The 26,459-nt window shown below is 60.4% G+C and carries 14 protein-coding genes and 2 pseudogenes; 6 read left to right on the plus strand and 10 right to left on the minus strand.

The window, feature by feature from the left end:
- Positions 1-115: 115 nt before the first annotated feature.
- From purB to CVE23_RS12090, 4 genes are all read left to right on the plus strand, one after another.
- Entirely contained in the window at positions 116-1,483 is a 1,368-nt protein-coding gene (gene purB, locus CVE23_RS12075; protein ID WP_038919191.1) for an adenylosuccinate lyase, read from the plus strand.
- Between the two features lie 269 nt (positions 1,484-1,752).
- Entirely contained in the window at positions 1,753-2,421 is a 669-nt protein-coding gene (gene phoP, locus CVE23_RS12080; RefSeq protein WP_038920986.1) for a two-component system response regulator PhoP, read from the plus strand.
- Positions 2,422-2,435: 14 nt separating this feature from the next.
- On the plus strand, positions 2,436-3,926 hold the full coding sequence (gene phoQ, locus CVE23_RS12085; RefSeq protein WP_052210216.1) for a two-component system sensor histidine kinase PhoQ: 1,491 nt from the start codon (positions 2,436-2,438) through the stop codon (positions 3,924-3,926).
- Between the two features lie 166 nt (positions 3,927-4,092).
- The gene (locus CVE23_RS12090) at positions 4,093-5,214 is read left to right on the plus strand and encodes a ribosomal protein uL16 3-hydroxylase (RefSeq protein ID WP_038658268.1); all 1,122 of its coding nucleotides are present in this window, start codon (positions 4,093-4,095) and stop codon (positions 5,212-5,214) included.
- Positions 5,215-5,291: 77 nt separating this feature from the next.
- Here CVE23_RS12090 and pepT read toward each other — a convergent pair whose 3' ends face one another.
- The 6 genes and pseudogenes from pepT to CVE23_RS12120 all read right to left on the minus strand — a co-directional run.
- Positions 5,292-6,560: a peptidase T gene (gene pepT, locus CVE23_RS12095; protein WP_038919194.1), complete on the minus strand. Its 1,269-nt coding sequence runs from the start codon at positions 6,558-6,560 to the stop codon at positions 5,292-5,294.
- A gap of 267 nt (positions 6,561-6,827) precedes the next feature.
- Positions 6,828-7,049 (minus strand): FeoC-like transcriptional regulator, encoded by a 222-nt coding sequence (locus CVE23_RS12100; RefSeq protein ID WP_033112326.1) that lies wholly within the window; start codon positions 7,047-7,049, stop codon positions 6,828-6,830.
- Positions 7,050-7,087: 38 nt separating this feature from the next.
- A complete protein-coding gene (feoB, locus tag CVE23_RS12105; protein WP_100849616.1) occupies positions 7,088-9,409 on the minus strand; it encodes a Fe(2+) transporter permease subunit FeoB in 2,322 nt (773 codons plus the stop codon).
- 22 nt (positions 9,410-9,431) lie between these two features.
- Complete coding sequence (locus CVE23_RS12110) at positions 9,432-9,659, minus strand: FeoA family protein (RefSeq protein WP_012769649.1); 228 nt, start codon at positions 9,657-9,659, stop codon at positions 9,432-9,434.
- Between the two features lie 130 nt (positions 9,660-9,789).
- On the minus strand, positions 9,790-10,029 hold the full coding sequence (locus tag CVE23_RS12115; protein WP_013318104.1) for a FeoA family protein: 240 nt from the start codon (positions 10,027-10,029) through the stop codon (positions 9,790-9,792).
- 207 nt (positions 10,030-10,236) lie between these two features.
- Positions 10,237-11,231, minus strand: a pseudogene (locus CVE23_RS12120) (IS3 family transposase); the annotation flags it as partial.
- A gap of 66 nt (positions 11,232-11,297) precedes the next feature.
- Here CVE23_RS12120 and CVE23_RS12125 point away from each other — a divergent pair.
- Positions 11,298-12,320 carry an IS110 family RNA-guided transposase gene (locus tag CVE23_RS12125; RefSeq protein WP_100848778.1) on the plus strand — a complete coding sequence of 341 codons (1,023 nt, stop codon included), beginning with the start codon at positions 11,298-11,300 and terminating at the stop codon, positions 12,318-12,320.
- Positions 12,321-12,538: 218 nt separating this feature from the next.
- On the opposite strand, the pseudogene CVE23_RS12130 reads toward CVE23_RS12125, so the two are convergent.
- Together CVE23_RS12130 and CVE23_RS12135 are read right to left on the minus strand one after the other, a co-directional pair.
- A pseudogene (locus CVE23_RS12130) lies at positions 12,539-12,655 on the minus strand (transposase); the annotation flags it as partial.
- A 293-nt stretch (positions 12,656-12,948) separates the two neighbouring features.
- Complete coding sequence (locus tag CVE23_RS12135) at positions 12,949-13,353, minus strand: hypothetical protein (protein ID WP_100849617.1); 405 nt, start codon at positions 13,351-13,353, stop codon at positions 12,949-12,951.
- Between the two features lie 176 nt (positions 13,354-13,529).
- Between CVE23_RS12135 and CVE23_RS12140 the strand changes: the two genes are divergently transcribed.
- A complete protein-coding gene (locus tag CVE23_RS12140; RefSeq protein ID WP_100849618.1) occupies positions 13,530-13,766 on the plus strand; it encodes a hypothetical protein in 237 nt (78 codons plus the stop codon).
- Positions 13,767-13,935: 169 nt separating this feature from the next.
- Here the strand turns inward: CVE23_RS12140 and CVE23_RS12145 are convergent, their stop codons facing one another.
- Complete coding sequence (locus CVE23_RS12145) at positions 13,936-14,274, minus strand: hypothetical protein (protein WP_100849619.1); 339 nt, start codon at positions 14,272-14,274, stop codon at positions 13,936-13,938.
- Between the two features lie 11 nt (positions 14,275-14,285).
- A complete protein-coding gene (locus tag CVE23_RS12150; protein WP_100849620.1) occupies positions 14,286-26,456 on the minus strand; it encodes a hemagglutinin repeat-containing protein in 12,171 nt (4,056 codons plus the stop codon).
- Positions 26,457-26,459 lie beyond the last annotated feature (3 nt).

The following is a 26,459-nucleotide window of genomic DNA, read 5'->3' on the forward strand; positions in this document are numbered from 1 at the left end:
CCATGAAATGCTATCCGCCATGAAATACCATTCGTCATGAAATGCTATTCGTCATGCGATAGGATGACGACAAACGATGTTCTTTATTTGAAAACAATCCCAGGAGTTGCTTGCGATGGAATTATCCTCACTGACCGCCGTTTCCCCCATTGATGGACGCTATGGCGATAAAGTCAGCATGTTGCGCACTATTTTCAGCGAATACGGTCTGCTGAAATTCCGTGTGCAGGTTGAAGTACGTTGGCTGCAAAAACTGGCGGCCTGTGCAGAAATCAGGGAAGTTCCTGCATTTGACGCTGACGCAAACGCTTTCCTTGACAAAATTGTCGCCGAATTCAGCGAAGAAGACGCCGCGCGCATCAAAACCATCGAGCGTACCACTAACCACGACGTCAAAGCGGTGGAGTATTTCCTGAAGGAAAAAGTGGCGGCGGTTCCGGCGCTGCACGCCGTGAGCGAATTTATCCATTTCGCCTGCACCTCCGAGGATATCAACAACCTGTCCCACGCCCTGATGCTGGACACCGCCCGTCGCGATGTGCTGTTGCCGTTCTGGCGCAACATCATTGACGCCATCAAACAGCTGGCGCTGCAGTATCGCGACATTCCGTTGCTGTCCCGTACCCACGGCCAGCCGGCAACGCCGTCCACCATCGGTAAAGAATTCGCCAACGTCGCCTACCGTATGGAACGCCAGTTCCGTCAACTGCAGCAGGTGGAAATCCTGGGCAAAATCAACGGCGCCGTCGGGAACTATAACGCCCATATGGTGGCCTACCCGGCAGTCGACTGGCACCAGTTCAGCGAAAGTTTCGTCACCTCGCTGGGCATCCAGTGGAACCCCTACACCACGCAGATTGAGCCTCACGACTACATTGCCGAACTGTTCGACTGCGTCGCCCGTTTCAACACCATTCTGATCGACTTCGACCGCGATGTGTGGGGCTACATTGCCCTCAATCATTTCAAACAGAAAACCATCGCGGGTGAAATCGGTTCGTCAACCATGCCGCACAAAGTCAACCCGATCGATTTCGAGAACTCCGAAGGCAACCTGGGTCTGGCTAATGCGGTAATGAGCCACCTTGCCAGCAAACTGCCGGTATCGCGCTGGCAGCGCGACCTGACCGACTCCACGGTGCTGCGTAACCTCGGCGTCGGCGTAGGTTATGCGGTCATCGCCTATCAGGCGTCCCTGAAAGGCATCAGCAAGCTGGAAGTCAACCGCGATCGCCTGCTGGACGAGCTGGATCATAACTGGGAAGTGCTGGCCGAGCCGATCCAGACGGTGATGCGCCGTTACGGCATTGAGAAACCTTACGAGAAACTCAAAGAACTGACCCGCGGCAAGCGCGTGGACGCCGAAGGCATGAAAGCCTTTATCGACGGGCTGGCGCTGCCGGACGACGAAAAAACGCGGCTCAAAGCGCTGACCCCGGCCAATTACATCGGCCGCGCCGTGAAACTGGTCGACGAACTCTGACCCTGCTCCGGGCGGCATTATCCCGCCGCCCGGCTTAGCGTCTATCCCAACCCTATTGGGAGAGACGCTTATTTCCTGCCTCACTGTTTAGCCTCAGTTGATAACGACTGTGGATAATGCTGACGTACCGCCGGCAATGGCGTATTTCTACCTATGACTATCCCGGATTGCGGTAAACGTGCGGGCGCAGGCTGCAAGGTCTGTACAACACGTTGATAGTTCACTAAGTTTGGATAAATCCCATCAGGAAAATGACCGAGGAAAACGTCATGCGCATTCTTGTCGTTGAAGATAATGTTCTGTTACGCCATCACCTCAATGTCCAGTTGAATGAAATGGGGCATCAGGTTGACGCGGCGGCGGACGCGAAAGAAGCGGATTATTTCCTTCAGGAACATGCGCCGGACATCGCCATTATCGACCTGGGCCTGCCGGTAGAAGACGGCACCAGTTTGATCCGCCGCTGGCGCGCGCATCAGATCAAATTGCCGATTCTGGTGCTTACCGCACGGGAAAGCTGGCAGGAAAAAGTGGCGGTGCTGGAAGCCGGCGCCGACGATTACGTCACGAAGCCGTTTCACATCGAGGAAGTGGTGGCGCGCATGCAGGCGCTGATGCGTCGCAACAGCGGCCTGGCTTCTCAAATCATCAGCCTGCCGCCTTTTGAGGTGGACCTGTCGCGGCGGGAATTACTGGTGAATGGCGACTCGGTGAAGCTGACGGCGTTTGAATACACCATCATCGAAACCCTGATCCGCAATAATGGCAAGGTGGTCAGCAAGGAGTCGCTGATGCTGCAGCTGTACCCGGACGCCGAATTGCGGGAAAGCCATACCATTGACGTGCTGATGGGCCGACTGCGCAAAAAATTGCAGTCCGCCAATTCCCACGATGTCATCACTACCGTTCGCGGGCAGGGTTACCGCTTCGATATCTAATCATTCTGGACGGTATGTTTTATTTTGGATGGCATATTATTTTGGATGGCATATTGAAAAAATCTCCTTTTTCGCTGCGTTTTCGCTTTCTGATCGCCACCGCCGCGGTGGTGCTGGCGCTGACGCTCTCCTACGGCATCGTCGCCGTGGTGGGATACAGCGTCAGTTTCGACAAAACCTCATTCCGCCTGCTGCGCGGCGAAAGCAACCTGTTCTACAGCCTGGCGCAATGGCACGACAATCAACTGACTATCGCCACGCCGCCTGAAATCGACATCAATTACCCGACGCTGGTGTTTATCTACGATAAGCACGGCAAACTGCTGTGGCGGGAGCGCGCCGTCCCGGAGCTGGAATCCCAGATCAAATCGGAATGGCTGGAAAAAACCGACTATCACGAGCTGGACGCCGACACCAACACCAGTAATGCGGTATTGCAGGGCAGCAACCCGCAGATGCTGGACAAACTGCACGCCTACAGTTCAGAAGACAAAACGCCGTTTACCCATTCTATCGCCGTTAATGTTTACCCGGCGTCCGAGCGCCTGCCCAAAATGGTGATTGTGGTGGTGGACCGGGTGCCGCAGGAACTGCAACAGGCGGACGTAGTCTGGGAGTGGTTCCGCTACGTGTTTATCGCCCATCTGGTGCTGGTATTGCCGCTGCTGTGGCTGGCGGCGCACTGGAGCCTGCGGCCGATCAAACACCTGGTGCATCAGATCAGCGAGCTGGAGCACGGCTCCCGCGAGCATCTGGACGAAAATCCGCCGCGGGAACTGAACAGTCTGGTGCGCAACCTGAATACGTTGTTGAGTAATGAGCGCCAGCGCTATCACAAATACCGCACTACCCTCACCGACCTGACCCACAGCCTGAAAACGCCGTTGGCCGTGCTGCAAACCACGCTGCGTTCGTTGCGTACCGGTAAAGAATTGACCATCGAGCAGGCCGAGCCGATCATGCTGACGCAAATCAGCCGTATCTCGCAGCAAATCGGCTATTACCTGCACCGCGCCAGCGTGCGAACGGAACATCTGGCCATCACGCGGGAAGTGCACTCCGTTCCGGCACAACTGGACGCGCTCTGCTCTGCGCTGAACAAAGTGTACCAGCGTAAAGGCGTGGTGCTGACGATGGATATCGCCCCGGAACTAACCTTCATTGGCGAGAAAAACGATTTTATGGAGGTGATGGGCAACATTCTCGACAACGCCTGTAAATACTGTCTGGAGTTCGTGGAAATCAGCGCCCGCTATTCCGGTCAAAAACTGCATCTGGTGATTGAGGACGACGGCCCCGGCATTCCCGACAGCAAACGGGAAGTGATTTTCCAGCGCGGACAACGGGCGGACACATTGCGCCCCGGCCAAGGCATCGGGCTGGCGGTCGCGGCGGAAATCATCGATCAGTATCAGGGGGAAATTCTGATCGGCGCCAGCACGCTCGGCGGCGCCAAGGTGGAAGCCATTTTCGGCCGTCAGCACCTTGGTCAGAATGAGAGCTGACACCGTCTGGCGTTAACCGTCTACAATACAGGGAAAACCACCGTCTGCCGGTCGACACGGTTCAGGGTCTTTTAACCCCGCCGTCTCGCCCGTGAATTAAGGACGGGACACCATCACGGCGACTTCGTTATAATCGCCGACAGCTCCCTGTTACTGGAAATGCGTTATGGACTACCAACTTAATCTCGACTGGCAGGATTTCCTGACCCACCACTGGCAAAAAAAACCGGTAATCATCAAAGGTGGTTTCCGCCATTTCATCGATCCAATTACCCCCGACGAATTAGCCGGGCTCGCTATGGAAAACGAGGTGGACAGCCGGCTGGTCAGCCATCAGGACGGCCGCTGGGATGTCAGCCACGGTCCGTTCGAAAGCTACGACCACCTGGGAGAAAGCAACTGGTCTCTGCTGGTGCAGGCGGTCGATCACTGGCATGAACCTTCCGCCGCGCTGATGCGCCCTTTCCGTCAGTTGCCTGACTGGCGCATTGACGACCTGATGATTTCTTTCTCGGTGCCGGGCGGCGGCGTCGGCCCGCATCTTGACCAGTACGACGTGTTTATCATTCAGGGCACCGGCCGCCGTCGCTGGCGCGTGGGCGACAAAGTGCCGATGAAGCAGCACTGCCCGCATCCTGACCTGCTGCAAGTCGCCCCATTCGACGCCATTATTGATGAGGAACTGGAGCCTGGCGATATTCTCTATATTCCGCCCAGTTTCCCGCATGAAGGCTACTCGCTGGAAAATTCGCTCAACTACTCGGTAGGCTTCCGCGCGCCCAGTTCCCGTGAACTGGTAAGCGGTTTCGCCGACTATGTGCTGTCTCGTGAACTGGGCGGCCAGCGCTACAGCGACCCGGATATCCCTTCGCGCGCGCATCCGGCGGACATACTGCCGCAGGAGCTGGATAAACTGCAGCACATGATGCTGGATCTGGTGCAGCATAAAGACGCTTTCCGCCAGTGGTTCGGCGAATTTGTCTCTCAGTCGCGTCACGAATTGGACCTGGCGCCGCCAGAGCCGCCTTATCAGCCGGGCGAGATGTACGATCTGCTACAACAGGGCGAGGCATTGCGCCGTCTTGGCGGGCTGCGGGTTGTGCGTATCGGCGAGGACTGCTTCGTGAACGGCGAGCATCTGGACAGCCGCCAGTCGCAGGCAATTGCCGCGCTGGCGCACTATGACGTGCTGAATGCCGAACGCCTTGGCGACGCGCTGGACGATCCCTCGTTCCTTGCTCAGTTGACCGCACTGGTCAACAGCGGCTACTGGTATTTTGTCGACTGATTATCGGTTTCCCGGTCATCAGAAACGCAAGAGACGCCATTCGGCGTCTCTTTTTTTGCCCAAAGCCCAAACCATTATCAGGCTTTAACCGACATGCTCTCGCTGCTGCTCTGCCGGGTTTTGGCACGCAGCGCAGTCAACTCGGCGATACGCATAATCACCGCCACCGCGCTTTCCATCCCTTCCAGCGTGACAAACTCGTGCTTACCGTGGGCATTGTAGCCACCGGTGAACAGATTAGGGCACGGCAGCCCCCGGAAGGAAAGCTGCGCGCCATCGGTGCCGCCGCGAATCGGCTGCATCAGCGGCGTAATGTCGCAATCGCGCATCGCCTGCTGCGCCAGCGCGATAATATGCGGGTACTGCTCTACCTGCTCGCGCATGTTGTAGTAGCTGTCGGTAATCGTGACCTCGATATAACAATCCGGGTGCAACCCTTTACCCACCGTTTCAGCAATATCCAGCAGGGTTTTCTTGCGCCGCTCAAAACCGTCGCGCTCAAAATCCCGGATGCTGTAATGCAGTTCGGCCCGCTCCACGGTCCCTTTCGCGCTGTGCAGGTGGTAGAACCCCTGATAGCCTTCGGTCTGTTCCGGCGTCTCATCAGCCGGCACCAGTTGGTGGAAACGCGTCGCCAGCGACAGCGCATTAACCATCACCCCTTTGGCCCAGCCAGGATGCACATTGTTGCCGACAATCTTCACCACTGCCGACGCGGCATTGAAGTTTTCATACTCCAGCTCGCCCACGCCGCCGCCGTCCACCGTATAAGCCCACTCGGCCCGGAACGCCTCGACATCAAAATGCTGCGCGCCCTTGCCCACTTCCTCATCCGGCGTAAAGGCGACGCGAATATCGCCATGTGGGATCTGCCGCTTTTTCAGCCGCACCAGCGCGGTGATGATCTCCGCGATCCCCGCCTTGTCATCAGCGCCCAACAGCGTTTTGCCGTCGGTCGTAATCAGCGTCTGCCCCAGCAGATGGTGCAACACCGGGAACATCACCGGCGACAGCACCTCGTCGCCCACGCCCAACGCGATATCACCGCCGCGGTAATTCTCCACAATCTGCGGATTAACGTGCTTGCCGCTGAAATCCGGCGAGGTATCCATATGAGCGATAAACCCCACCGCCGGCACCGACCAGGCCACATTGGACGGCAACGTCGCCATCACGCAGCCGTGCTTGCTGACGGATACCTGCTCAAATCCCAGTTCGGTCAATTCCTGTTGCAGCGCCTGCGCCAGTTTTAATTGCCCTTCGGTACTCGGCACCTGCCGTACACCCGGTTTGGACTGGGTGTCAAACGCAACATAATTCAAAAAACGATCAAGTAATTTTTCCATCACCACCCCCTCCGATGGATTACGTGTTTCATTATGTAGAGGGTGTCAGCGTCAGATATTGCGTCAGGTCAGTTTTTATTGGTTTTCCCCCCGGCGCCACCGCTCAGGCCGCCAGCGCCGCGGGGCAGCGAACACACCGGCATACCGGCCGCGCCATGAGGCTCAGCAATTAAACAACAAACCATTAACACATAGAGACTGGCGATCACGTGTCGCCACAAGGCAGGAGCATGGGCCGGCGGCTTGACACCCGCCAGCCTAAGTAGGTTACAACCACTCGTAATATTGGCCCAGACTTTTATCGCAGCCGCAGCAACTGCCGCATTTTGGCGCGGCTTCGCCGCTGTGAAAGCGAATTTTGCCTTTCTGCACCCACACCGCCAGCATCCCTTCCACTACGCCGGGATCCGCCTTAAAAGCGGTGCTGATGTCCTGCAGCGACACCTTTTTTCTTTCGCGGACAAAATCCCGCAATTCCAGTAGCGTCATTATGTTCTCCCCGGCGGGCGGCAGGCCCGCCCGACTGGTTACTTCGCTTCACCCACCGCTATTCGCTGGCGTTGCAAGCCATTACGGCGCAGCATCATCACCGTGACGCACAGCATCGCCGCCACACCTACCAGCGCGCATGACGAATACAGCGGATGCTGGGCAAAACGTCCGATCTGATACACCACCACCGCGGTACTATACCCGACCTGAATGGTCCACCCGGCGCAGAATAGCGTCCAGGCGGTTCCCACTTCACGCCAAATAGCCGACACCGCCGCCACGCACGGGATGTACAGCAGCACCATCAGCAAGTAGCTGAATGCGCCCAACCGGCCGTCAAACAGCTGGCTAATCACGGTCAGCGAGGTGACGGAAAACTTGTTGTCTTTGGCGATGGTGTCGGTATCGGTCAAATCCCCGACGTTGATCCCCATCGGGTTAAGCAGCGCGTCGCCCAGCTTGCCCAGGTTTTCCGGAATGGTCGCCAGCGCGCCGTGAATACCATCGATCAGGCTGAAGGTTTTTTCCTCCTTCGCGCCGCCGCTCTGCGAGGCCGCCATGGCGCCATACAGCGAATCCAGCGTACCGACGACCGCCTCTTTGGCGAAGATCCCGGTGAAGACACCCACCGCCGCCGGCCAGTTCTCTTCCCGGATCCCCATCGGTTTGAACACCGGCACGATGGCTTGTCCCACTGCCGACAGCACCGACTTCTGGGTATTCTGGTTGCCGAACGAACCGTCCGTCCCCATCGAGTTAAGGAAACCCAACACCGTCACCACCACCACAATCAGCCGGCCGGCGCGCAACAGGAACCCTTTCAGGCGCTCCCAGGTACGGATCAACACGCTGCGCAGACTGGGCAGATGGTAAGGAGGAATCTCCATGACGAAGGCGGAAGCATCGCCTTTCAGCGCGGTGTTTTTCAGCAGAAAACCGGTGGCAATGGCGGCGGCAATCCCCACCAGATACAATCCGAATACCAGATTCTGCCCGCCTTCGACAAACAGCGCCGAGGCAAACAACACGTATACCGGCAGCCGCGCGCCGCAAGACATAAACGGCGCCATCATCACCGTGACCACGCGATCGCTGTGACGTTCCATAGTACGGGTCGCCATCACCGCGGGCACGTTACAGCCAAAACCGACGATCAACGGCACAAACGCCTTACCCGGCAAACCGATGCTGCGCATGAACCGGTCCATCACGAACGCCGCCCGCGCCATGTAACCGGAGTCTTCCAGCCAGGACAGGAACAGATACAGACAACCGATCACCGGAATAAAGGTGGACACGGTCTGAATACCGCCGCCCACGCCATCCGCCAGCAAGGTTTTCAGCCATTCAGGGGTGTGCAGCGCCAGCAGCAGTTCGCCGAACCCCTCCACCAGCAATGTGCCGAACAGCTTATCGAAGAAGTCGATAAACGCGCTGCCGACATTGATGGTGAACACAAACATCAGGTACATCACCAGCAGGAAGATCGGAATACCGAAAAAACGATGCAGCACAATGCGGTCGATCTTGTCGGTCAGGGTGGCGGAAACTTCGCCGCGCCGGGTGATCACCTCACGAGCCACCGCTCCCACAAACTGATAACGCGCGTCCGCCAGAAAGATATCCAGCTCATCTTCATATTCCGCCACCAGCCGGGTCACCTGCGCATCGGCAAACGCCAGCGCGTCAGCAGGCACCCGGTGACGCACGGTAACATCGCCTTCCAGCAACTGAATCGCCAGCCAATGCGGATTGCGAATGGCACTCTGCCCCTGCAACTGTTCCGCAATCGCCTGCGCAGCCTGGCTCAGCGGCGCGTCGTAAGGAATCGACACCGGTGGAATGACCGGTTGCGCCAGCGCCGCCTGACACACCTCGCGCAGCATCTCGATGCCTTTCTTCTGGCTGGCGGTAATCGGGATGACCGGACATCCCAATCGCTGCTGCAAACCGGCGATATCAATGTCCAGTTTGCGGGCGATGGCGATATCCATCATGTTGACGGCCACCACCATCGGCACCTGCATATCCAGCAACTGCGCGGTGAGATACAGGTTACGCTCCAGATTGGAAGCATCGACGATATTCAGCACCAGGTTGGCTTCACCGGACAGGATGTAATCGCGTGCCACCCGCTCATCTTCCGAACTCTCGGAAGACGGGTTCAGCGAGTAAACCCCAGGCAGATCCACCAGCGTCACCTGCTGTTGCTGATAACGGTAGCTCCCGACCTTCTTTTCCACCGTCACGCCCGGCCAGTTGCCGACAGTTTGCTTACCGCCGGTCAGGACGTTGAATAACGTCGTTTTGCCACAGTTCGGGTTACCCACCACGCAAATTACGGATTGCGTACTCATAAAAAATCCTTACCTGCCCGGATTAACATTTTTCCAGAATCAAAATCTGCGCTTCGCCTTTGCGCACGCTGATCGCCGCGCCGCGCAGACGCAGCTCAATCGGGTCGCCCAACGGCGCCACACGCGACACCGAAAACTCCACCCCCGGCGTAACGCCCAGCGCCAGCAGACGCTTGCGGTAATCCGCCGAGCCCTTCTGAAACCCCAGCACACGCCACTGTGTGCCCACCGCCAATGCTTCCAGTGTCATCGCTGTGTTGACCTCATACCCATTGTTGCGTCAGAAGAACGACCGTTGTCGTAAACCTGTTGTTGTAAAAACGGTTGTTATAAACACCGTTATTCTAAAACCTGCGGTTATAGACCGATTGTCAGGCTGATTATTGCTGTGGCGACACCCACACCTGCTTGCCCATTTCCCAGTTGATCGCCACCCGGCTATCGCCGGAGGCCAACATCAGAGGCTGATTGGCATCGCGCTGAATCACGCGCACCTGCCCGCCGACGCGGATGCCAAGCTCGGTCAGCCGTTGCTGGTATTCGCCCGTTGAACGGATACGCGCCACCACGGCATTCACGTTAAGAGGGAGATCAAGCAGCGTTTGAAGACTCAGGGCCATACAACATTCCTTCACTGACAGTACGCGGCATTCCGCCAACTCACAGACGGCAATGCATCAAAGCAAGTAATAACGATTATCAATCATATTCCTGTCTGCGGGTCGTCCCTTGACGTGCGTCAAGGGAGGTGAAGATTGGGGGAATGGCGGGAAGGTACGGAGTTTATACGCTAAGCAGTTACGAGGAGAACTGTAAGCGCACCCGTTTTAGTTCCACACACTTTTTGAGATTTCCGGGTCTTCAGCCATCAGCCGATATTCCTCCGGCGTCAGGTTATTCAGCGATTCATGGGGACGCTCGCTGTTATATTCATGCAGCCAGCGCTCCGTAATTTCCCGCGCTTCATTCAGTGTCCTGAATAGGTAAAAATCCAGTATTTCTGTCCGGTACGTCCGGTTAAAACGTTCGATAAAGGCATTCTGTGTCGGCTTGCCCGGTTTAATAAATTCCAGTGCTACACCATGCTCTTCCGCCCATTGTGCCAACGTCAGCGAAACCAGCTCCGGGCCGTTATCCATCCGCATCTTTAGCGGATACCCTCGGTTTGCCACTATCCTGTCCAACACCCGAACAACGCGTTGTGCCGGTATATTCAGGTCAATTTCTATCGCCAGCACTTCACGATTAAAATCATCCACCACGTTAAACGTACGAAAACGTCTGCCGCATACCAGCGCATCATGCATAAAATCCACTGACCAGCTCTGATTCAGGTGTTCCGGCGTCGCCAATGGTGCTGGATCACGCACGGGCAAACGTTGCTTTCCTTTACGACGAAAATTCAGTTTCAGTAAGCAATAAATACGATGAACGCGTTTGTGATTCCATGCATGCCCCTGCCTGCGTAGCTTCTGGAACAACTTCTTGAAGCCGTATCGCGGATAGCGTTCCGCCATGTCGGTCAGTGCCTGAATGACCGGCTCATCACGCCGGGTGTCAGGCTGATAAAAATAGACCGTCCTGCTCAACGATAACGTCCTGCATGCCTGGCGGATGCTCATCGTAAACTGCGCGGTCAGATAACTGACGAGCTCACGCTTTATCGCTGGTTTTAAAGCTTTTTTTCAATAACATCTTTGAGTGCCCGGCACTCCAGACTGAGATCGGCAAACATCTGTTTCAGTCGCCGGTTTTCGTCCTCCAGATCTTTCATCTTTTTGATATCAGAGGCTTCCATTCCGCCAAACTTCGCTTTCCAGTTAATGGGATGGACTACCTCCTCCCCCTGCGGTTAACTGTACGAAATATGCTCAACAGGAGAGTCACCATGAATATCGTATTTCTGGGTATTGATCTGGCTAAAAATGTTTTCCAGCTTTGCGGATTAAACCAGGCTGGCAAACCGGTTTATACAAAACGTACCGGCCGAAAAGAATTACTCCAGACGGTGGCAAATATTCCTGCCTGTCTGATTGGTATCGAAGCGTCAACAGGGGCATTTTACTGGCAACGCGAGTTTGAAAAACTGGGACATAAAGTAAAAGTCATCAGCCCACAGTATGTAAAACCTTTTGTTCGCGGGCAAAAAAATGACGGTAATGATGCACAGGCGATAGCTGTGGCCCTTATGCAACCCACGATGCAGTTTGTTCCGCCTAAAAGTCCCGAACAGCAGGATATTCAGGCTCTGCACCGTGCAAGACAACGTATTGTCAATCATCGTACTGCAACCGTCTGTCAAATCAGAGGACTGCTGCTTGACCGGGGAATAACAATCGGTGCAGCGGTCTCAAGAGTTCGTCATGCAGTTCCGCTGATCCTTGAAGATGCAGAAAATGGTCTCAGTACCAGAATGCGCAGGACGATTGCAGAACTCTATGATCTCTTTAACGATCTTGGTCGTCGCATAAACTTTTTTGATAAAGAAATAGAGGCTGTGTTCAGGCAATCTGAAGCCTGCCAGCGCATTGCCAAAGTTAAAGGTATTGGTCCTAAAACGGCAACGGCTGTTGTTGCCGCTATTGGCAAAGGAACTGAATTTAAAAATGGTCGTCACTTCGCCGCGTGGCTTGGTCTGGTTCCCCGGCAACACTCAAGTGGTGACAGGCAAGTTCTCATGAATATGACGAAAAAAGGCGACAAGCATCTGCGGACTCTTTTTATTCATGGTGCCCGCGCTGTCGTCAGGGTTGCCACGAATAAGAATGATAGCTGTCTGCATCAGTGGGTTAATCAGTTGAGGGAACGGCGAGGGTTTAATAAAACGACCGTGGCGGTAGCTAACAAGAACGCGAGAATAATCTGGTCGATGCTGAGAAATGATACAGAATATCAGGCAGCCGGAAGTTAATTCCCAGCCAGAAAAGTTGCAGTGTACTGAGAAATGGTGACAGGTTGCACCTGCACAATCGGAACCTGATTTTTATACTGGCCTCAGAGGCCGTCCAGTTGTTGAGGCGATCGTGTGCGGATTACCCATTTGGGCACAGGTTTTCCTGATGCCGGATAGATGTAAGCAACAACCCAAAACCAGAATCAGTGCTTGCAAAACGGAGGTAGTCCATAGATGTAGTACGAAGCCTCGGATATTCCCGCTTCGCGGCAGACGTCTTTGACGGTACGTCCGGCTTCAACGGACTTCAAAACGGCGATGATCTGGTGCTCGGTAAATCGGGCTTTGCGCATAGCGATCTCCTCAACGGGACATAATCAGTATGTCGGAAGATCTCTAAAAGTGAATGGTTCGGTTTAGCGGGATACTTACAGAACCATGCCATCGGTTCCCCTGATGGAATGGAGAACACACCGACGACATAGCTCGCGCTCAAGGTCTGCTGGCTGGAGGAATTCGGCTTTAATACCGTTCTGCCGGTGGTTGTCACCGCTGAGCGCGAGCGGCTGGTGATTGGGGCGGAGCTGAGGTTCTAACAGGTAAGCACAACGATCCCGACTCGGGGTCGGGATCGTTAACATTGTTCTTAATGATCACTCTGTTTGAAAATATTATGCCAGTTTATTTCTTCTTTACTTCTTGGCTCATAGTGTCTGTTTAAATCTATCGAATGCCATATCCCATTATCCTCAACAAATAACTCTTTTACTTTCAAACAGAGCTTTGCTTTTTCATCCAGATACAACTCTCCTTTTATTTTGGCATAGTGGAACAACCTTGATGTCCCTCCACCATACAAACTAACATTATTCTCAAGGTTATCTCCCAATCCATCATTTGTGATTTTCAAAAAAGGAGACTTCAAATAATCACTGCCATAATCTGTATCAATCAGACTTAATTCACCATCTAAATGATAAACAAGGTATCCATCAACAAATATATCTCTATGATGAGAAAAATTAGCAACTACCTCTCTGACAGTCATCATTTCAATATAATCCCATTGTAATTCATAACTCGTTCTAACACATCAGCACGAACACCGGCTGGGCCATTATATGGATCCCGAGTCATATAATAATCGACCCCATGTGGTTCCCCACCGTGACATCAAACCCGTTACTGCCGGCAAACAGTCCTGACTGCTCCTGCACGCTGACAAAATTGCTGTGCATCTTCACGGCTGAAGCTGGCTCCGCCCCCGCCGCCGTAAATCGGTATCGTCACCCCGGCGTCTACCTGCGCCCCTGCGGGGTGGTGTCCCGCCCGCTGTTCAGAACCGCTCAGAACACCCGCGAGCTGTGGCACTGTCTGGAAGGTCTCAGCATCGAACCCTTTGACCCGGACGCGACGGCCAACTGGATTAAGCATTACCCCGGCGGCCTGACGTTCGCCGAGTAACCAACACCACCCCCGGCCCGCGCCGGGGGTTTTTGTTTTATGGCATGGCCCTGACCGGGTGGTTTTGGGGACACGGCAAACTGGCGGTGGCCACAAAACATTTCCTGTCCGGGTGATGGAGTACTTTCAGACAACTCCCGCCACTTAGGCTCAAGAATGGTGAGGGATGTTAAAATATAATCGTCTTTTCCAAATCACCCTCTAATAATTTAATTTCCTCTATCATATCTATGACAACACTATCATTCTCATATAAAAGAGATACTTTTTTTAACCATACACGCATATTGCAGTATAAAAACCTACCACCTACCAACACACCAAAAACATCATCTTCTTTCATTATTTTATCTATAAAATTGATTGACAAAATAATCCTTATTTTATCATCACCATTATCTAAAGTAATGTAACCGGACAACCCATCATCATTATAAACTGTTAAATAGCCTTCAATAAAATCAATATATCCAGGTTTCGTTGAAAAAACATCAATTAGCTTATCCATATATTACCACTCTATTTCTTTGGGCTAGTAATAATCGCTTGTCCAGTAAACTTCTCTCTGAACTCTGATAATGGCGTAAAATACTGTCTGCCCAATGCAGGGTCTCTAATAGCAACAACTTGCTGACCATTCCTAATTGTTACCCCATCAACCACAACAGCATGACCTCCTCGATCTAAGCTCATGGCAACAACCGCAGGATTCCCTTGGGAAGTTGCAGAAGATAAAACTTCAATAGACACATTAGAAACAAATCTAGCATCAGAAATACCTTGATTTCGCAAGGCTATTACAAGATTATTCATTCTCGCCCCATTCGGGGTAACTTTAGCATCTGTAATTAACTTACCCAGGTCATATTGTAATCCCGCCGTATCCAAAACCATTGCACATGAATTAGGACCACACGTTGGTAATTGTCCTTGATTCAAAACCAGTCGATCACCATTTCTTGGCAAACTTGTACTATTTGGATTACCTGGTTCTAAATTACCAACTTCCAGACTGGAACTCATTGAAAGAAGTTTCTTCGCCGCCGCTTCTCCCAGTATCGGAGTCACAGACGACAGGATGATATCTGCACCTTCTTTTAGTTCCGCATACCCTTTCGCCTTCTCATAATCAACGCCTTTGGTCTCCATAAAGAAGTTGATCATGGCATCCCTGACTTGCTGCTTGTTCTGTGCATCCACACTGGTGATATTCAGCAGGTTCACTATCTGACCATAAGCATCGGCATACTGCTGGCTGGCTCTGGAGTTATAGGGACCTGTGTTTTCATACTCCACTTTGGCCTGATAAGCCTCCAGCCGCGCGGATGCACAACCCGCACTGGCAGCATTTCCGTTACCGCAGGCGGCGATAACTTTCTTATCCCTTGAGATATCCAGTTCCGTTAACCGGGCAACGTCTTTCTCCGCCTGTTCACGCTCTGCCGGGTCTGTGCTGTTGCGGAGTTTCTGCTTCGCTATCTCAAGCTCCGATTTCTCAGAGACACTCAGGAAGTTATTCTCCACCGCCACCTGAGCCGACTGCGCGCCCTGTACCGCGTCCGTGCCGCTATTGCCCACCACGCCCGCCGCCAGACCACCCGCTATCGTCGACAGCGTACTCAGCAACTGCTTCTGGTCTTCATTCAGCTCGTCCGGCTTCTTGCCCGGGTACAGTGCCTCCAGCAACGCCCGTGCCGCCAGCTCTCCCCCCGCCTCGCCCGCCGCACCCGCCAGCGCGCTGTTCCCGCCCGACTCCGCCACTACCGCGCCCAGCAACGCATGCGCGATGGTGTTCGCCATCACATCCGTGTTGCCCTGCGCATCCGTCGTTGCCTTGTGGATCTGCTCCGCCAGATACGGCGCCGCCGCACCCGTCACCGCCTGTGCCACATTTCCCGCCAGCACGCCCTGCAACGCCGCCGTCACCGCCTGTATCCCCTGACGGACCGGCCCGCCCGTGCGGTACGGCGACGCATTCAATGACGCATGGTAGTAATCCTGATACAGCGCCTGCGTCACGTCATCCTGCGTTATCACCTTATCCGGCGACGCCTGCGCCAGCGACGCCGCCTTCTCCCTTCGTTTCTCCGCCGACGTCGCCGCCAGCCCGGCGTTGGCGTCTTTCGTCGCGTTTATCGTCCCTTCCGCCGAGGCGATATCCAGCACCTGCGCACCGATTTCCGACAGCAGCTGCGCCTGCCGCAGCTTGCTTTCCACCTTCTCCTTGTCGAATATCGGATTCAGCGCACCGCTGTTGGCCCCCGCCGTATCCCGGCTCAGACCGCTCACGTCCTGCTGTTGCCCGGTCGGGTTGCGGATGACCAGCGTGCCGTCGCTCACCGCCGCATACGTCGTCCCCGCCGACGAGCCGCTCTGGTTCGCCCCCGCCAGCATCAGGCCGCCCACGTTGCTCAGCACTTGCAGCCCCACCGGCGCACTGGTGCTGAACCCGCCGCCGGTGTGGGATGCGCTGTACTCGGCCCGGTTGTCGATATTGCTGAAGCCCAGCGTCCCGGTTTCCAGCCGGTTCCGCTCCGCACTCGCCGTGGACGCTATCGCCCCGCCATCCAGTTGCGTGTGGTTCCCCACCGTGACATCAAACCCGTTGCTGCCGGCAAACAGTCCTGACTGCTCCTGCACGCTGTCAAAGTTGCTGTGCACCTTGTCACGGCTGAAGCTGAAGCTGGCTCCGCCACCGCCGCCGTAAATCGGTATCGTCACCCCGGCGCTGACACTCTGCTGTTTGCTGTCGTAACGGTCGCTGTCCTGCTCGCTGCGCACCAACAGATCACGTCCCACCCGCGCGGTTATCGCCCCGGCATCGACCTGCGCCCCCTGCAGGGTGGTGTCTCGTCCGCTGCTCAATATCGCAGTCCGGCCCGCTTCCAGCAGCGACTCCGTGTGTGTCAGCCCATCGCCGCGCAGGTTGCCCTTCGCCGCGTTGACGCTGGCGCTCACGCTCAACCCGAAACTCCCCGAGGCGCTGACGCCGATACTGACCCCGATACTGCCGCCCTTGCTCTGGTTGCTGCCTTCGGTGTGCTGCGTATTCGCGCCTGACAACAGCAGGATATCCCGCGTGGCGGCCAGCGTCAGATCCTGACCCGCTTTTAACTGGCTGCCCACCACCGTGATATCGCCATCGGTCGCATGAACTCGCAGGTTGCCGCCGGCGGTCACGCTGCTGCCGGATACCGTGTCCTGCGTCCGGGTCTGCTGCGAGGAGGAGGACTGGCTGCCGTACGAAATGCTCACCCCGACCGCCTGCGGCTGGGCGCTGTCCTCACCTCCGCCCGCCGCCGCCTTCGCGCTGGCTCCTTCCCGTTGCGCCAGCGCTAACCTTGTGGCCTGCGCGCCCTGTCCGGCACTCAACGCCGCTTTCACCCCGGCCAGCGTTTTCAGCCGACTGTCGCTCTCCCGGCTCACCGCCTGCACGGTTTCCACCATACTGTTCAGCGCGCCGCCCACGCTACCGCTCAGCGCAATCGTCAGACCGCTCTGTTTCTGCTCCATCGTCTGTGTGGTGCGGCGGATATCATGCCCCGGCGTCACGGACACATTACGCCCGCTCAAATCAATGTCCCGCGCCGCAATGACATCCGTCCCCGTCAGCGCCACATCCTGCCCGGCATTCAGCCGTACCGACCCGCCGGTGCTGCCCAGCGTGCTGACGCTCTGGCTCTGCGTCGTCCCGGCGGTATCCAGCGTCTGGCGCAGCGATGTGCTGCCTATAGTAAACCCGATGCCGCCCCCGCTGAACACCCCGCTCTTCTTGCGACTGACGTCCTCATACTGCCGGTAGCGCTCCACACTGGCCGCGGTCGTGATGTCATGCCCCGCCGTCAGCGTCACGTCACCGTCCGCCGCCACCGCCGAGCCCTGCACCCCGATGTCATGCCCCGCCGTCAGCGCCACGCTGCCCCCCGACAGCAGCGTCCCCTTCTCCGTCGTCTGCGCCGTTTCCCGCAGCGTGTGCGTGGTGGTCTTCGACAGGAACCCCTTCTTCACCGTCGTCTCTTCAAAAAAATCATGCCGGCTTTCCGTCGCCGACAGCAGGTTCAGGTCCCGTCCCGCCTGCGCCGTCAGCGCGCCACGCGTTTCCGCCTGCGCCCCCTCGAGCGTCAGGTCCTGACCCGCCCGCAGGCTCAGCCCCCCGCCCGCATTCAGCACCGTCCCCTGCTGCGTCACCGTCTGCTGCCAGTCCAGATGCCGCGTCCACGCGTTCGAACTGAACTGCTCCTCGCTGGCCGACAGCAGGCTCAGGTCCCGTCCCGCCGACAGCGCCAGCGTCCCCGCCGCGCTCAGCTGCGCCGCCGTGCTGCTCAGGTCACGTCCCGCGCTCAGGCTCAGCTCGCCCCCGCTGGCGAGCGTACTCTGCACCAGCCCCTGACGACGACGTTCGGTGGTAGCCCCGTCGCCCTCGCGCACCGTGTCCGTCACCGTGGTCAGCGCCGTCAGTCGGATGTCGTTGCCCGCCGCCAGTTGCAGCGGCCCGCCCGCGCTCAGCTGCGCCCCGTTCAGCGCGATATCGTGCCCCGCCTGCAGCGTCAGCCCACCCTGTGCACTAATCAATCCCGTCTGACCAATGTCCGTGTGGTTTAATCGTTCGCGTCCATTTTTGGATTCAAACTGCCACTGGTCTGTTGTCGTGGTGTTGACGATATCGCCGTTGACGCTCGCCAGCGTCACCCGGTTGCCCTGTATCGTCGCGCTGCTGTTGGTCAGGTTCCCCAGCGCCACCAGGTTCAGCGCGCCGCCGGTGCTCAGCAGCCCGCCTTCACGGTTGCTCAGGGTGCCGCCGCCGGCGATGTTGAGTGCCTCCACCGCCGTCACCGTGCTGCCCCGGTTGTCGATATCCCCGCCCGCGCCCAGGTTCACGCTGTTGGCCACGATGCGGCTGCCCTGCAGGTTGGTTTTATCCGCCTGCGCCAGATACAGCTTCGGCGCCAGCACCGTCTGTCCGCCCACCGTGATGTTCTCCCACCACACCAGGCTGTGGCTCAGCCCCGCCACCTGCTCCGGCGTCAGGCTCACCCCCAGCTGCAGGTTCAGCCGGCTTTTCTCCGCCGCCGCGTTGTCCATCAGCTGCTGCATCTGCGCCAGCTCCGAGCCCACCCCGTTCAGGTAGCGCTGCCCGGTCTGGCTCAGCACCGCGTTGCTGATATAACGGGTGTCGAACGCCGCGTCGCCCAGAAAACGGTAGTCGTGCTCCGCGTCCAGATTCAGTTTGCCCAGCAGGTAGGACGACCCCAGCACCTGCGTCGGGTCGGTCAGCGTCGGGCTGCGCTCCACCGGCACCGTGGTGCCCGGCGTCTGGCCCAGCAGGCCGCGCAGGTCGCCGAACAGGCCGTTGTCCACCTGGCCAAGCCGGCTCAGCGTCGGGTTGGTGCGTATCAGGTAGCGGCTGTCGCTGGCGGTATCCGCCACGAACAGCCCGTTCTGGCTGGTGGGCAGCGGGTAGTCGGTCAGCGACGGGCCGGACAGCGGCGTCAGCCCCTGGGTCAGCGCCGCCTGCAGTTGGCCGAACGGCAGGGCCGACAGCGGCGTCAGGCTGGCCCCGGCCACCGGCACGCCGGCGGCGGCGCTCAGCCCGGAGCCGATACCCACCGGGGTCAGCGGACTGCCGGCGGACGTGGGGGTATCGCGGGTGACCGCACCGTAACCGGCATTCAGGCTGCCCGCCTGCCCGGCCAGCGCCACGCTGCCGGCGCCGCCCAGGGCGGCCGTCGTGACGTTACCCGGCGCCCCGCCCAGCCCGCGGTCGGCCTGCGCCCCCACCGGGGTCGGCGCACCCACGCCGGCCAGCGTCGGCGTGGAAAGCGCGGGAATAAAGCCGCCGCTGCCCGGCTGTAAATTGGTGTTGCTGATATTCTGGGTGAAGTTGGCGGCTATTGCGCCGCCGGCCTGGATGGTGGCGGTGTAGGACTGGCCGTTAATAAGTTCGGTGGTGGGCTCACCGAGGGGTTTATAATTGATAGAATAATGTTTGTTTTGTATTCCGAATTTTTCTGCCAGATCAAGCTGCTTTGTTATTGGTGAATTATAACCACCGACATACACACTTTGATCATCGTTAGCGAAATCATTAATCCAGCTCCATGTTCCATACACAAACTCAACACTATCATATATATATGTCATATATCGTTTTACATCACCCGCCTGATAAGTCCTGTTATTAAGGCTGCTTCCATATAAAACGATATTGTTGCGTGCATAAATAGTTGAGGCATCGTTTAACAACACATTTGAAGTAATCAATGCATCATTTGCTGAATTAATTCTCGCCTCGCCGCCTTGTGCTGATACAGATACTGACTTACTCGCAAGAGATACTTTCTGAATAGCAGCCCTGGCAAAGGGGGCCAATAAATACCCAGCTGAATCACCACAGCGTGCGCCACTGGCTTTTCCTCCCCGAAGACAACCGGTATAGAATTCTGCTATACCCAAGTCGCCCTCTTTAAACCAGGTAATAGGGATCTCAACACGCTCTCCTCCTACCCAGTCAGGTACGGCCTCAGTAATACTCTCTCCTTCCGTCACCGTCAGCCCTTCCCGCTGGTTGGTCAGCGTCCCGGTATTAATGCGGATATCCCCGCGCTGCGTCTCGATGGTCCCCGAACTGTTCAGCACGCTGTCGCTCGCATTGCCCGCCGCGTCTCGCTGTATCCACAGGCTGTTCCCCGCCAGGATGTTGCCGTACCGGTTCACCAGCGCGGCCGACAGCAGCTGCAGGTTGCCCCCGCCGTACACCAGACTCCCGTTCTCTATCATCCCCCCCGCCTGCACCAGCAGGTCGCCCGCCGTCCCGATAAATCCCCGGTTGGTGATATCGCCGCTCGCCAGCAGGCTCAGCGGCCCGCCCCCCTGGATAGTGCCGCTCTCGGTCTGGCTGATGGCCGCCGCCGACAGCGTGCTGTTGCCACTGCCCGCCACGATGCGGCCCTGCTGCGTCAGCGTGCCGGTGCTGCTCACCGTCACCCCGTTCCCCTGCAGCGTCCCCCCCTGCACCAGGTCGCCCGTCACGTTCAGCGTCAGCTGTCCCCCCGCCGCCAGCGTGCGCGTCAGGGTGAACGGGTTGCCGAGGTCCGCCCGCAGGTCGCCCAGCGCCGCCAGCTGACCGCTCTGCGTCAGCTGCCCGGTACGCAGCTGCAGGTCCCCCGCGCTGTACAGCCGTGCCCCGTCCGCGTTGGTCAGGCTCGCCGCCTGCAGCGCCAGCCGCGTCAGCCCCAGCAGCGTGCCCCGGTTCTCCAGCGCCCCGTCGGTGGTGATGTCCAGCTGCCCCGCCTGCACCGTCCCGCGGTTGGTCCACTGCGGCAGGTGCAGCGTCAGCCCGTTCTGCGCCTGCAGCGTGCCGCCGTTGTCCAGCTGCGCGGTGCTCAGCAGCAGGTCCGCGCCCTGCGCCCAGCCCGCGTTGTTCAGCTGCGCGGCGGTCAGCGTCAGCGCCCCGCCCGACAGCAGCTGCCCGCCGCCCAGGTTGTCCAGCACGCCGCCACTCTGTACCGTCAGCCCGCCGCGCCCCTGTATCTGCCCGGCATTGCTGACCGACGCCCCGCTCAGCGACACCGCCCCGCCGAGCAGCGTCGCCCCGGCGGTGTTCTCCAGCGGGTTGTCCACCGTGACGTTCAGCTGCCCGGCGCCGCTGATGCCGCCCTGATTGCGCAGGCGGGCCGCCCGCAGCGTCACGTCCTGCGCCTGCATCTGCCCGGCGTTGTCCAGCGTCGCCGCCGTCAGGCTGAACGCCCCGTTGCCCAGCAGCCGGCTGTCCGCCCCGCCCTGATAGGCGCCGGTGAGCTGTATCACGCCGTCGGTGACCCCCAGCAGCGTGCCCCGGTTGTCCAGCGTCGCCGCCTCCAGCGTCAGCCGGTCCGACTGCCACAGCCCCTGATTGAGCAGCGTGCCGGTGGTCAGGCGGCCGCTGCCGCCGCTCAGTAACTGGCTGCCGACGCGATTGGTGACACGGTCACCGTAGCGGGCGTCAAAACCGCCCAGTGCGGTCAGCGTGCCGCCGTTGTCGAACTGTTGGCCGCGCAGCGTCGCCAGCCCCTGGGTGCTGAGTTGCCCGGTATTGGTCAGGCTGGCGGTGTCAAGAGACAGGCCGTTCAGGCCGGTCAGCGTGCCGCCGTTGGTCAGCGTGGCGCCGGTAACGCGCAGTTCATCCGCCTGCCACAGCCCGGCGTTGTCGGCGTTGTCGATGGCCAGCGTCGCCGTGCCGCCGCTCAGCAGCTGACTGCCGGCCCCGCCGGTATAGCGCGACACCCCGCTCAGCGTCAGCGCCGACGTGCCCTGCACCCGGCCGGCGTTGTCCACCGTCCCCGCCTGCAGCGTCAGCGCGTCCCCCTGTATCTGCCCGGCGTTGTCCAGCGCCGCCGCCGTCACGGTGGCGGTACCGTTGCCCAGCAGCGCACCGTCGGCGGTATTGGTCAGCTGCCCCCGGCTGGTCACCTCCAGTTGCGACAGCCCCACCAGCCGCCCGCCGTTCTCCAGCGTGCCGGTGGTCAGTTGCAGCCGGTCACCGCCCAGCTCGCCCAGTTGCGTCAGCGTGTCGGCAGTGACGGTTACCCGGCCATTGCCCACGACCCGGCTGCCCGCCCCACCGTTGTAGCCCTGCGTCAGGGTCAGCGTGGCGTCGTTCGCCGCCAGCAGCGTGCCGCCGTTGGTGAGCGAGTCCGCCGTCAGCAGCAGGTTACGCCCCTGCCAGCCCCCCAGGCTGGTCACCGCGCCGGCCTGCACCTGCCAGTCGCCGTTGCTCAGCAGCCGGCCCGGTTCGCCCACCGTCAGCGCACCGGTCAGGTTCAGCTCGCCGCCCTGCTCCGCCAGCAGCGTGCCGCCATTGCTCAGTTGGTTGCCGACCAGTTGCAGGGTGCGGCTTTCCAGTCGGCCGCCGTTGGTGGTGTCGCCGGCCGTCAGCCACAGCGTACCGCCGCTCGACAGTGTGCCCTGGTTGTCCAGCCGACGGCCGGTTAGCCGGCTGTCGCCGCCGCTGACCAGCGTGCCGGTGTTGCTCAGGCTGCCCGCCGGCAGGCTGACCGCCTGCACATCCTGCGCCAGCTGCCGCACCGCCCGCCGCGGGGTGCGCCGCGGGTCGTCGTCCCCGACCGGCAGCGTGATATGCAGCCCGCCGTCGCCGGCGATACGCCCGCCGTTGCGCAGGTTGTCCGCCGTCAGCGTCAGGCTGGCGGCCTGCCACTCGCCGTCGTTTTCCGCCGCCGCGGCGTTCAGCACCGCCGCCCCCTGCGTCAGCAGTGTGCCGGTGCCGGTGTTGGTCAGCGCGCCGGTTGTCGTCAGCGTCAGCGCCGACAGGCCGAGCAGCTGGCCGGCGTTGCGGACCGTATCCGCCGTGGCGTCAATCGCGCCGGACTGCCACTGGCCCTGATTGTCCAGCGCCGTCGCCGTCAGCCGGCCCGCGCCATTGCTCAGCCACTGGCCGTCCGCCCGGTTGCGCGCCGTGCCGGTAATCGCCAGCGTCAGCGAGTCCACCCCCAGCAGGGTGCCGCTGTTGTCAAGCTGGTCTGCCGTCACGCTCAGCGTCTGCCCTTCCAGCCGCCCGCGGTTGCTCAGCGTGCCGGGCAGGGTCACCGTCAGTGACTCCACCCCGGTGACCGTGCCGCTGTTGGTCAGTGGCCCGCCTTCAAGCGTGACGCGACCGCCGCTCAGCGTGCCCCGGTTGTTAATCTGCTGTCCGGTGACCGCTATCGTCCCGCCCTGCCAGTTGCCGCCGTCGTTGGTGAGGGTGTTGCCGCGCAGGCTCAGTGCGCCCTCACTGCTCAGGCTGCCCGCGCCGTCGTAATTGCCGCTCAGCGTCAGCGCCCCCTGTGAGGCCAGCTGCCCGGCGTTGTGCAGCGCACGGCCATCAACCGTCAGCGCCCCGCGCACCGATACCCCGCCACTGTTGGTCAGCTGGCCCAGCGTCAGCCGGGTGTCGCCGTTGGCGGCCAGCCGGCCGCTGTTGGTCAGCCCGTCCAGCGTCGCCGTCAGCGTGCCGTCGCTCTGTATCTGCCCGCCGTTGCGCAGGCTGGCCGCCGTCAGCAGCAGGCTGCCGGCCTGCCACCCGCCGTCGTTCTCCGCCGCCGCGGCGTTCAGCACCGCCGCCCCCTGCGTCAGCAGTGTGCCGGTGGCGCTGTTGGCGAGGGTGTCGCGGGCGGTCAGCGTCAGCGCCGACAGGCCGAGCAGCTCGCCGGCGTTGCGCACGCGGTCCGCCGTGGCGTCAATCGCGCCGGACTGCCACTGGCCCTGGTTGTCCAGCGCCGTCGCCGTCAGCCGGCTGAGCCCGCTGCTCAGCCACTGGCCGTCCGCCCGGTTGCGCGCCGTGCCGGTAATCGCCAGCGTCAGCGCGTCCACCCCCAGCAGGGTGCCGCTGTTGTCAAGCTGGTCGGCCGTCAGGCTCAGCGTCTGCCCTTCCAGCCGCCCGCGGTTGCTCAGCGTGCCGGGCAGGGTCACCGTCAGTGCCTCCACCCCGGTGACGGTGCCGCTGTTGGTCAGTGGCCCGCCTTCAAGCGTGACGCGACCGCCGCTCAGCGTGCCCCGGTTGTTAATCTGCTGCCCGGTGACCGCTATCGTCTTGCCCTGCCAGTTGCCGCCGTCGTTGGTGAGGGTGTTGCCGCGCAGGCTCAGTGCGCCCTCACTGCTCAGGCTGCCCGCGCCGTCGTAATTGCCGCTCAGCGTCAGCGCCCCCTGTGAGGCCAGCTGTCCGGCGTTGTGCAGCGCACGGCCATCCACCGTCAGCGCCCCGCGCACCGATACCCCGCCGCTGTTGGTCAGCCCGTCCAGCGTCGCCGTCAGCGTGCCGTCCAGGCTCACCACCCCGCTGTTGCGCCACTGCCCGGCGCTCAGCGACAGCCCCTGCGCCGTCAGCTGGCCGGCCGTGTCCATGTCGCCCGTTGAGAGCGTCATCCCGCCGCCGCTTACCAGCGACCCCGTCGCCGTCTGGCTCAGCCGCCCGACGGTATTGAGGCTCACCGCCTCCCGCCCCTGCAGCGCGCCGCTGTTGGTCAGCCCGTCCCCCGTCACCGTCACCGTGCCGCCCGACACCGTCCCCCGGTTGGCCGTCTCGCCCGCCTGTATCGTCAGCCCGCGTCCGGCCAGCAGCGACCCGCCGTTGTCCAGCCGCGCCGCCGCCTGCACCGCCAGCGTCTCGTCCGCCGACAGCGTCCCGCGGTTGCTCAGCTGCGGCGTCTGCACCGTCACCTGCCGCCCGCTCACCGTGCCCCGGTTGTCCAGCACCGGCGTCGTCAGCCTCACCGTCCCGCCCGCCAGCGTGCCCCGGTTGCTCAGCGACCCCGCGCTCACCGTCAGCCCGCTCCCCGCCAGCAGCGCCCCGTCCCACTGCATCTCCCCCGCGCCGTCCAGCGTCAGCTCGCCCGTCGCCTGCCAGCGGCCCGCGCCGCGTACGTCGCCGCCGCTCACCGTCACCGTCGGCGCCCCGGCGTCCCCGTCCAGCGTCAGCGCCCCGCCGCTCACCGTCAGCACGCGGCCCGCCTGCCACGCCCCGCCCGCCGCCTGGCTCACCGCCCCCGAGGCGCTCAGGCTCACCCGGTCGCCCGCCAGCTGCGCCTGCCCCAGCGCCAGCGCCGACCCGCTCAGCGTCAGCCCGTACCCCGGCTGCACCGCCCCGTCGTCGCCCACCCCGGCGCTCAGCCGCCCGCCGTCCGCCGCAATGCGCCCGTCGCTCGCCAGCGTCAGGTCCCGGCCCGCCCGCGTCTGACTGCCCGTCAGGGTGATGCCCTGCGTCCCGCTCAGCGCAATCGCCCCCTGCGCCTGCTGTTGGTCCTGCAGCGCCAGCGTGGCCCCCTGCGCCGTCAGGTCGCCCTGCGCTATCGCGCTGCCCACCTGCAGCCGCCCGTTCGCCGCCAGCCGGATGTCCCCCTGCCGCGCGCTCAGCCCGGCGGTGTTCACCCCCACACCCTGCTCCGTCGACACCAGACTGATGCGGTGGGCGTACATGCCCCCCAGCGCCCCGGTGTCCAGCGCCAGCGCCGGCGACGGCCCGTCCCCGGGCTGCGCCGTCACCCCGCCGTCCATGCCCACCCGGTTCGCCCCCAGCACCACCCGGGCGTCGCGCGCGTTCAGCCCCGCCTGCAGGCTCGCCGTGCGCGCTATCAGCGCAAAGTAGTCGCTCCCGCTCGCGTCCAGCCCCGCCCCGTCTATCAGGATGTCACCGCCGCGCACGTCCAGTCCGCTCAGCTGCCCCGCCGCGTCGAACTGCGGGGTGCCGGTGGTCAGGGTGACACGCGGGGTGTTGAGAAAGCCGCAGCCGCTGCAGGTGATGCCGTACGGGTTCGCCACCACCACGTTCGCCGCCTGACCGGCCACCTCCAGGTAGCCCGCCAGCCGGCTGCGGTTCGGCGACACCACCTCGTTGAGGATGGCCGCGGCCGCCCGGCCCTGCAGGTTGGGGTTGGTCTGTATCAGCCCGCCCAGCTGGCTCGGATTGAGCTGGGCCGTGCCGTTGTTGAGGATAAGTCCGCGGCTGTCAACGCTGAAGTCGTGGTAGCGGTTGTGCGACAGCCCCGCGGCGTCCGGCGCGGCGATGTTCACCACCGGCACCCCGTTGCCCGCCGCCTCCAGCGCCGTGCTCCCCGACGCCACCGTCACCCCCGCCGCCAGCGCCGGCAGCACCGGCTGCAGCCCCGTCAGCCACACCAGCACCCACACCAGCACCCGCTGCGACGTCTTCACCGCTTTCATCCC

It is taken from the genome of Dickeya fangzhongdai, from assembly GCF_002812485.1.
Classification (GTDB): Bacteria; Pseudomonadota; Gammaproteobacteria; order Enterobacterales; family Enterobacteriaceae; genus Dickeya; species Dickeya fangzhongdai.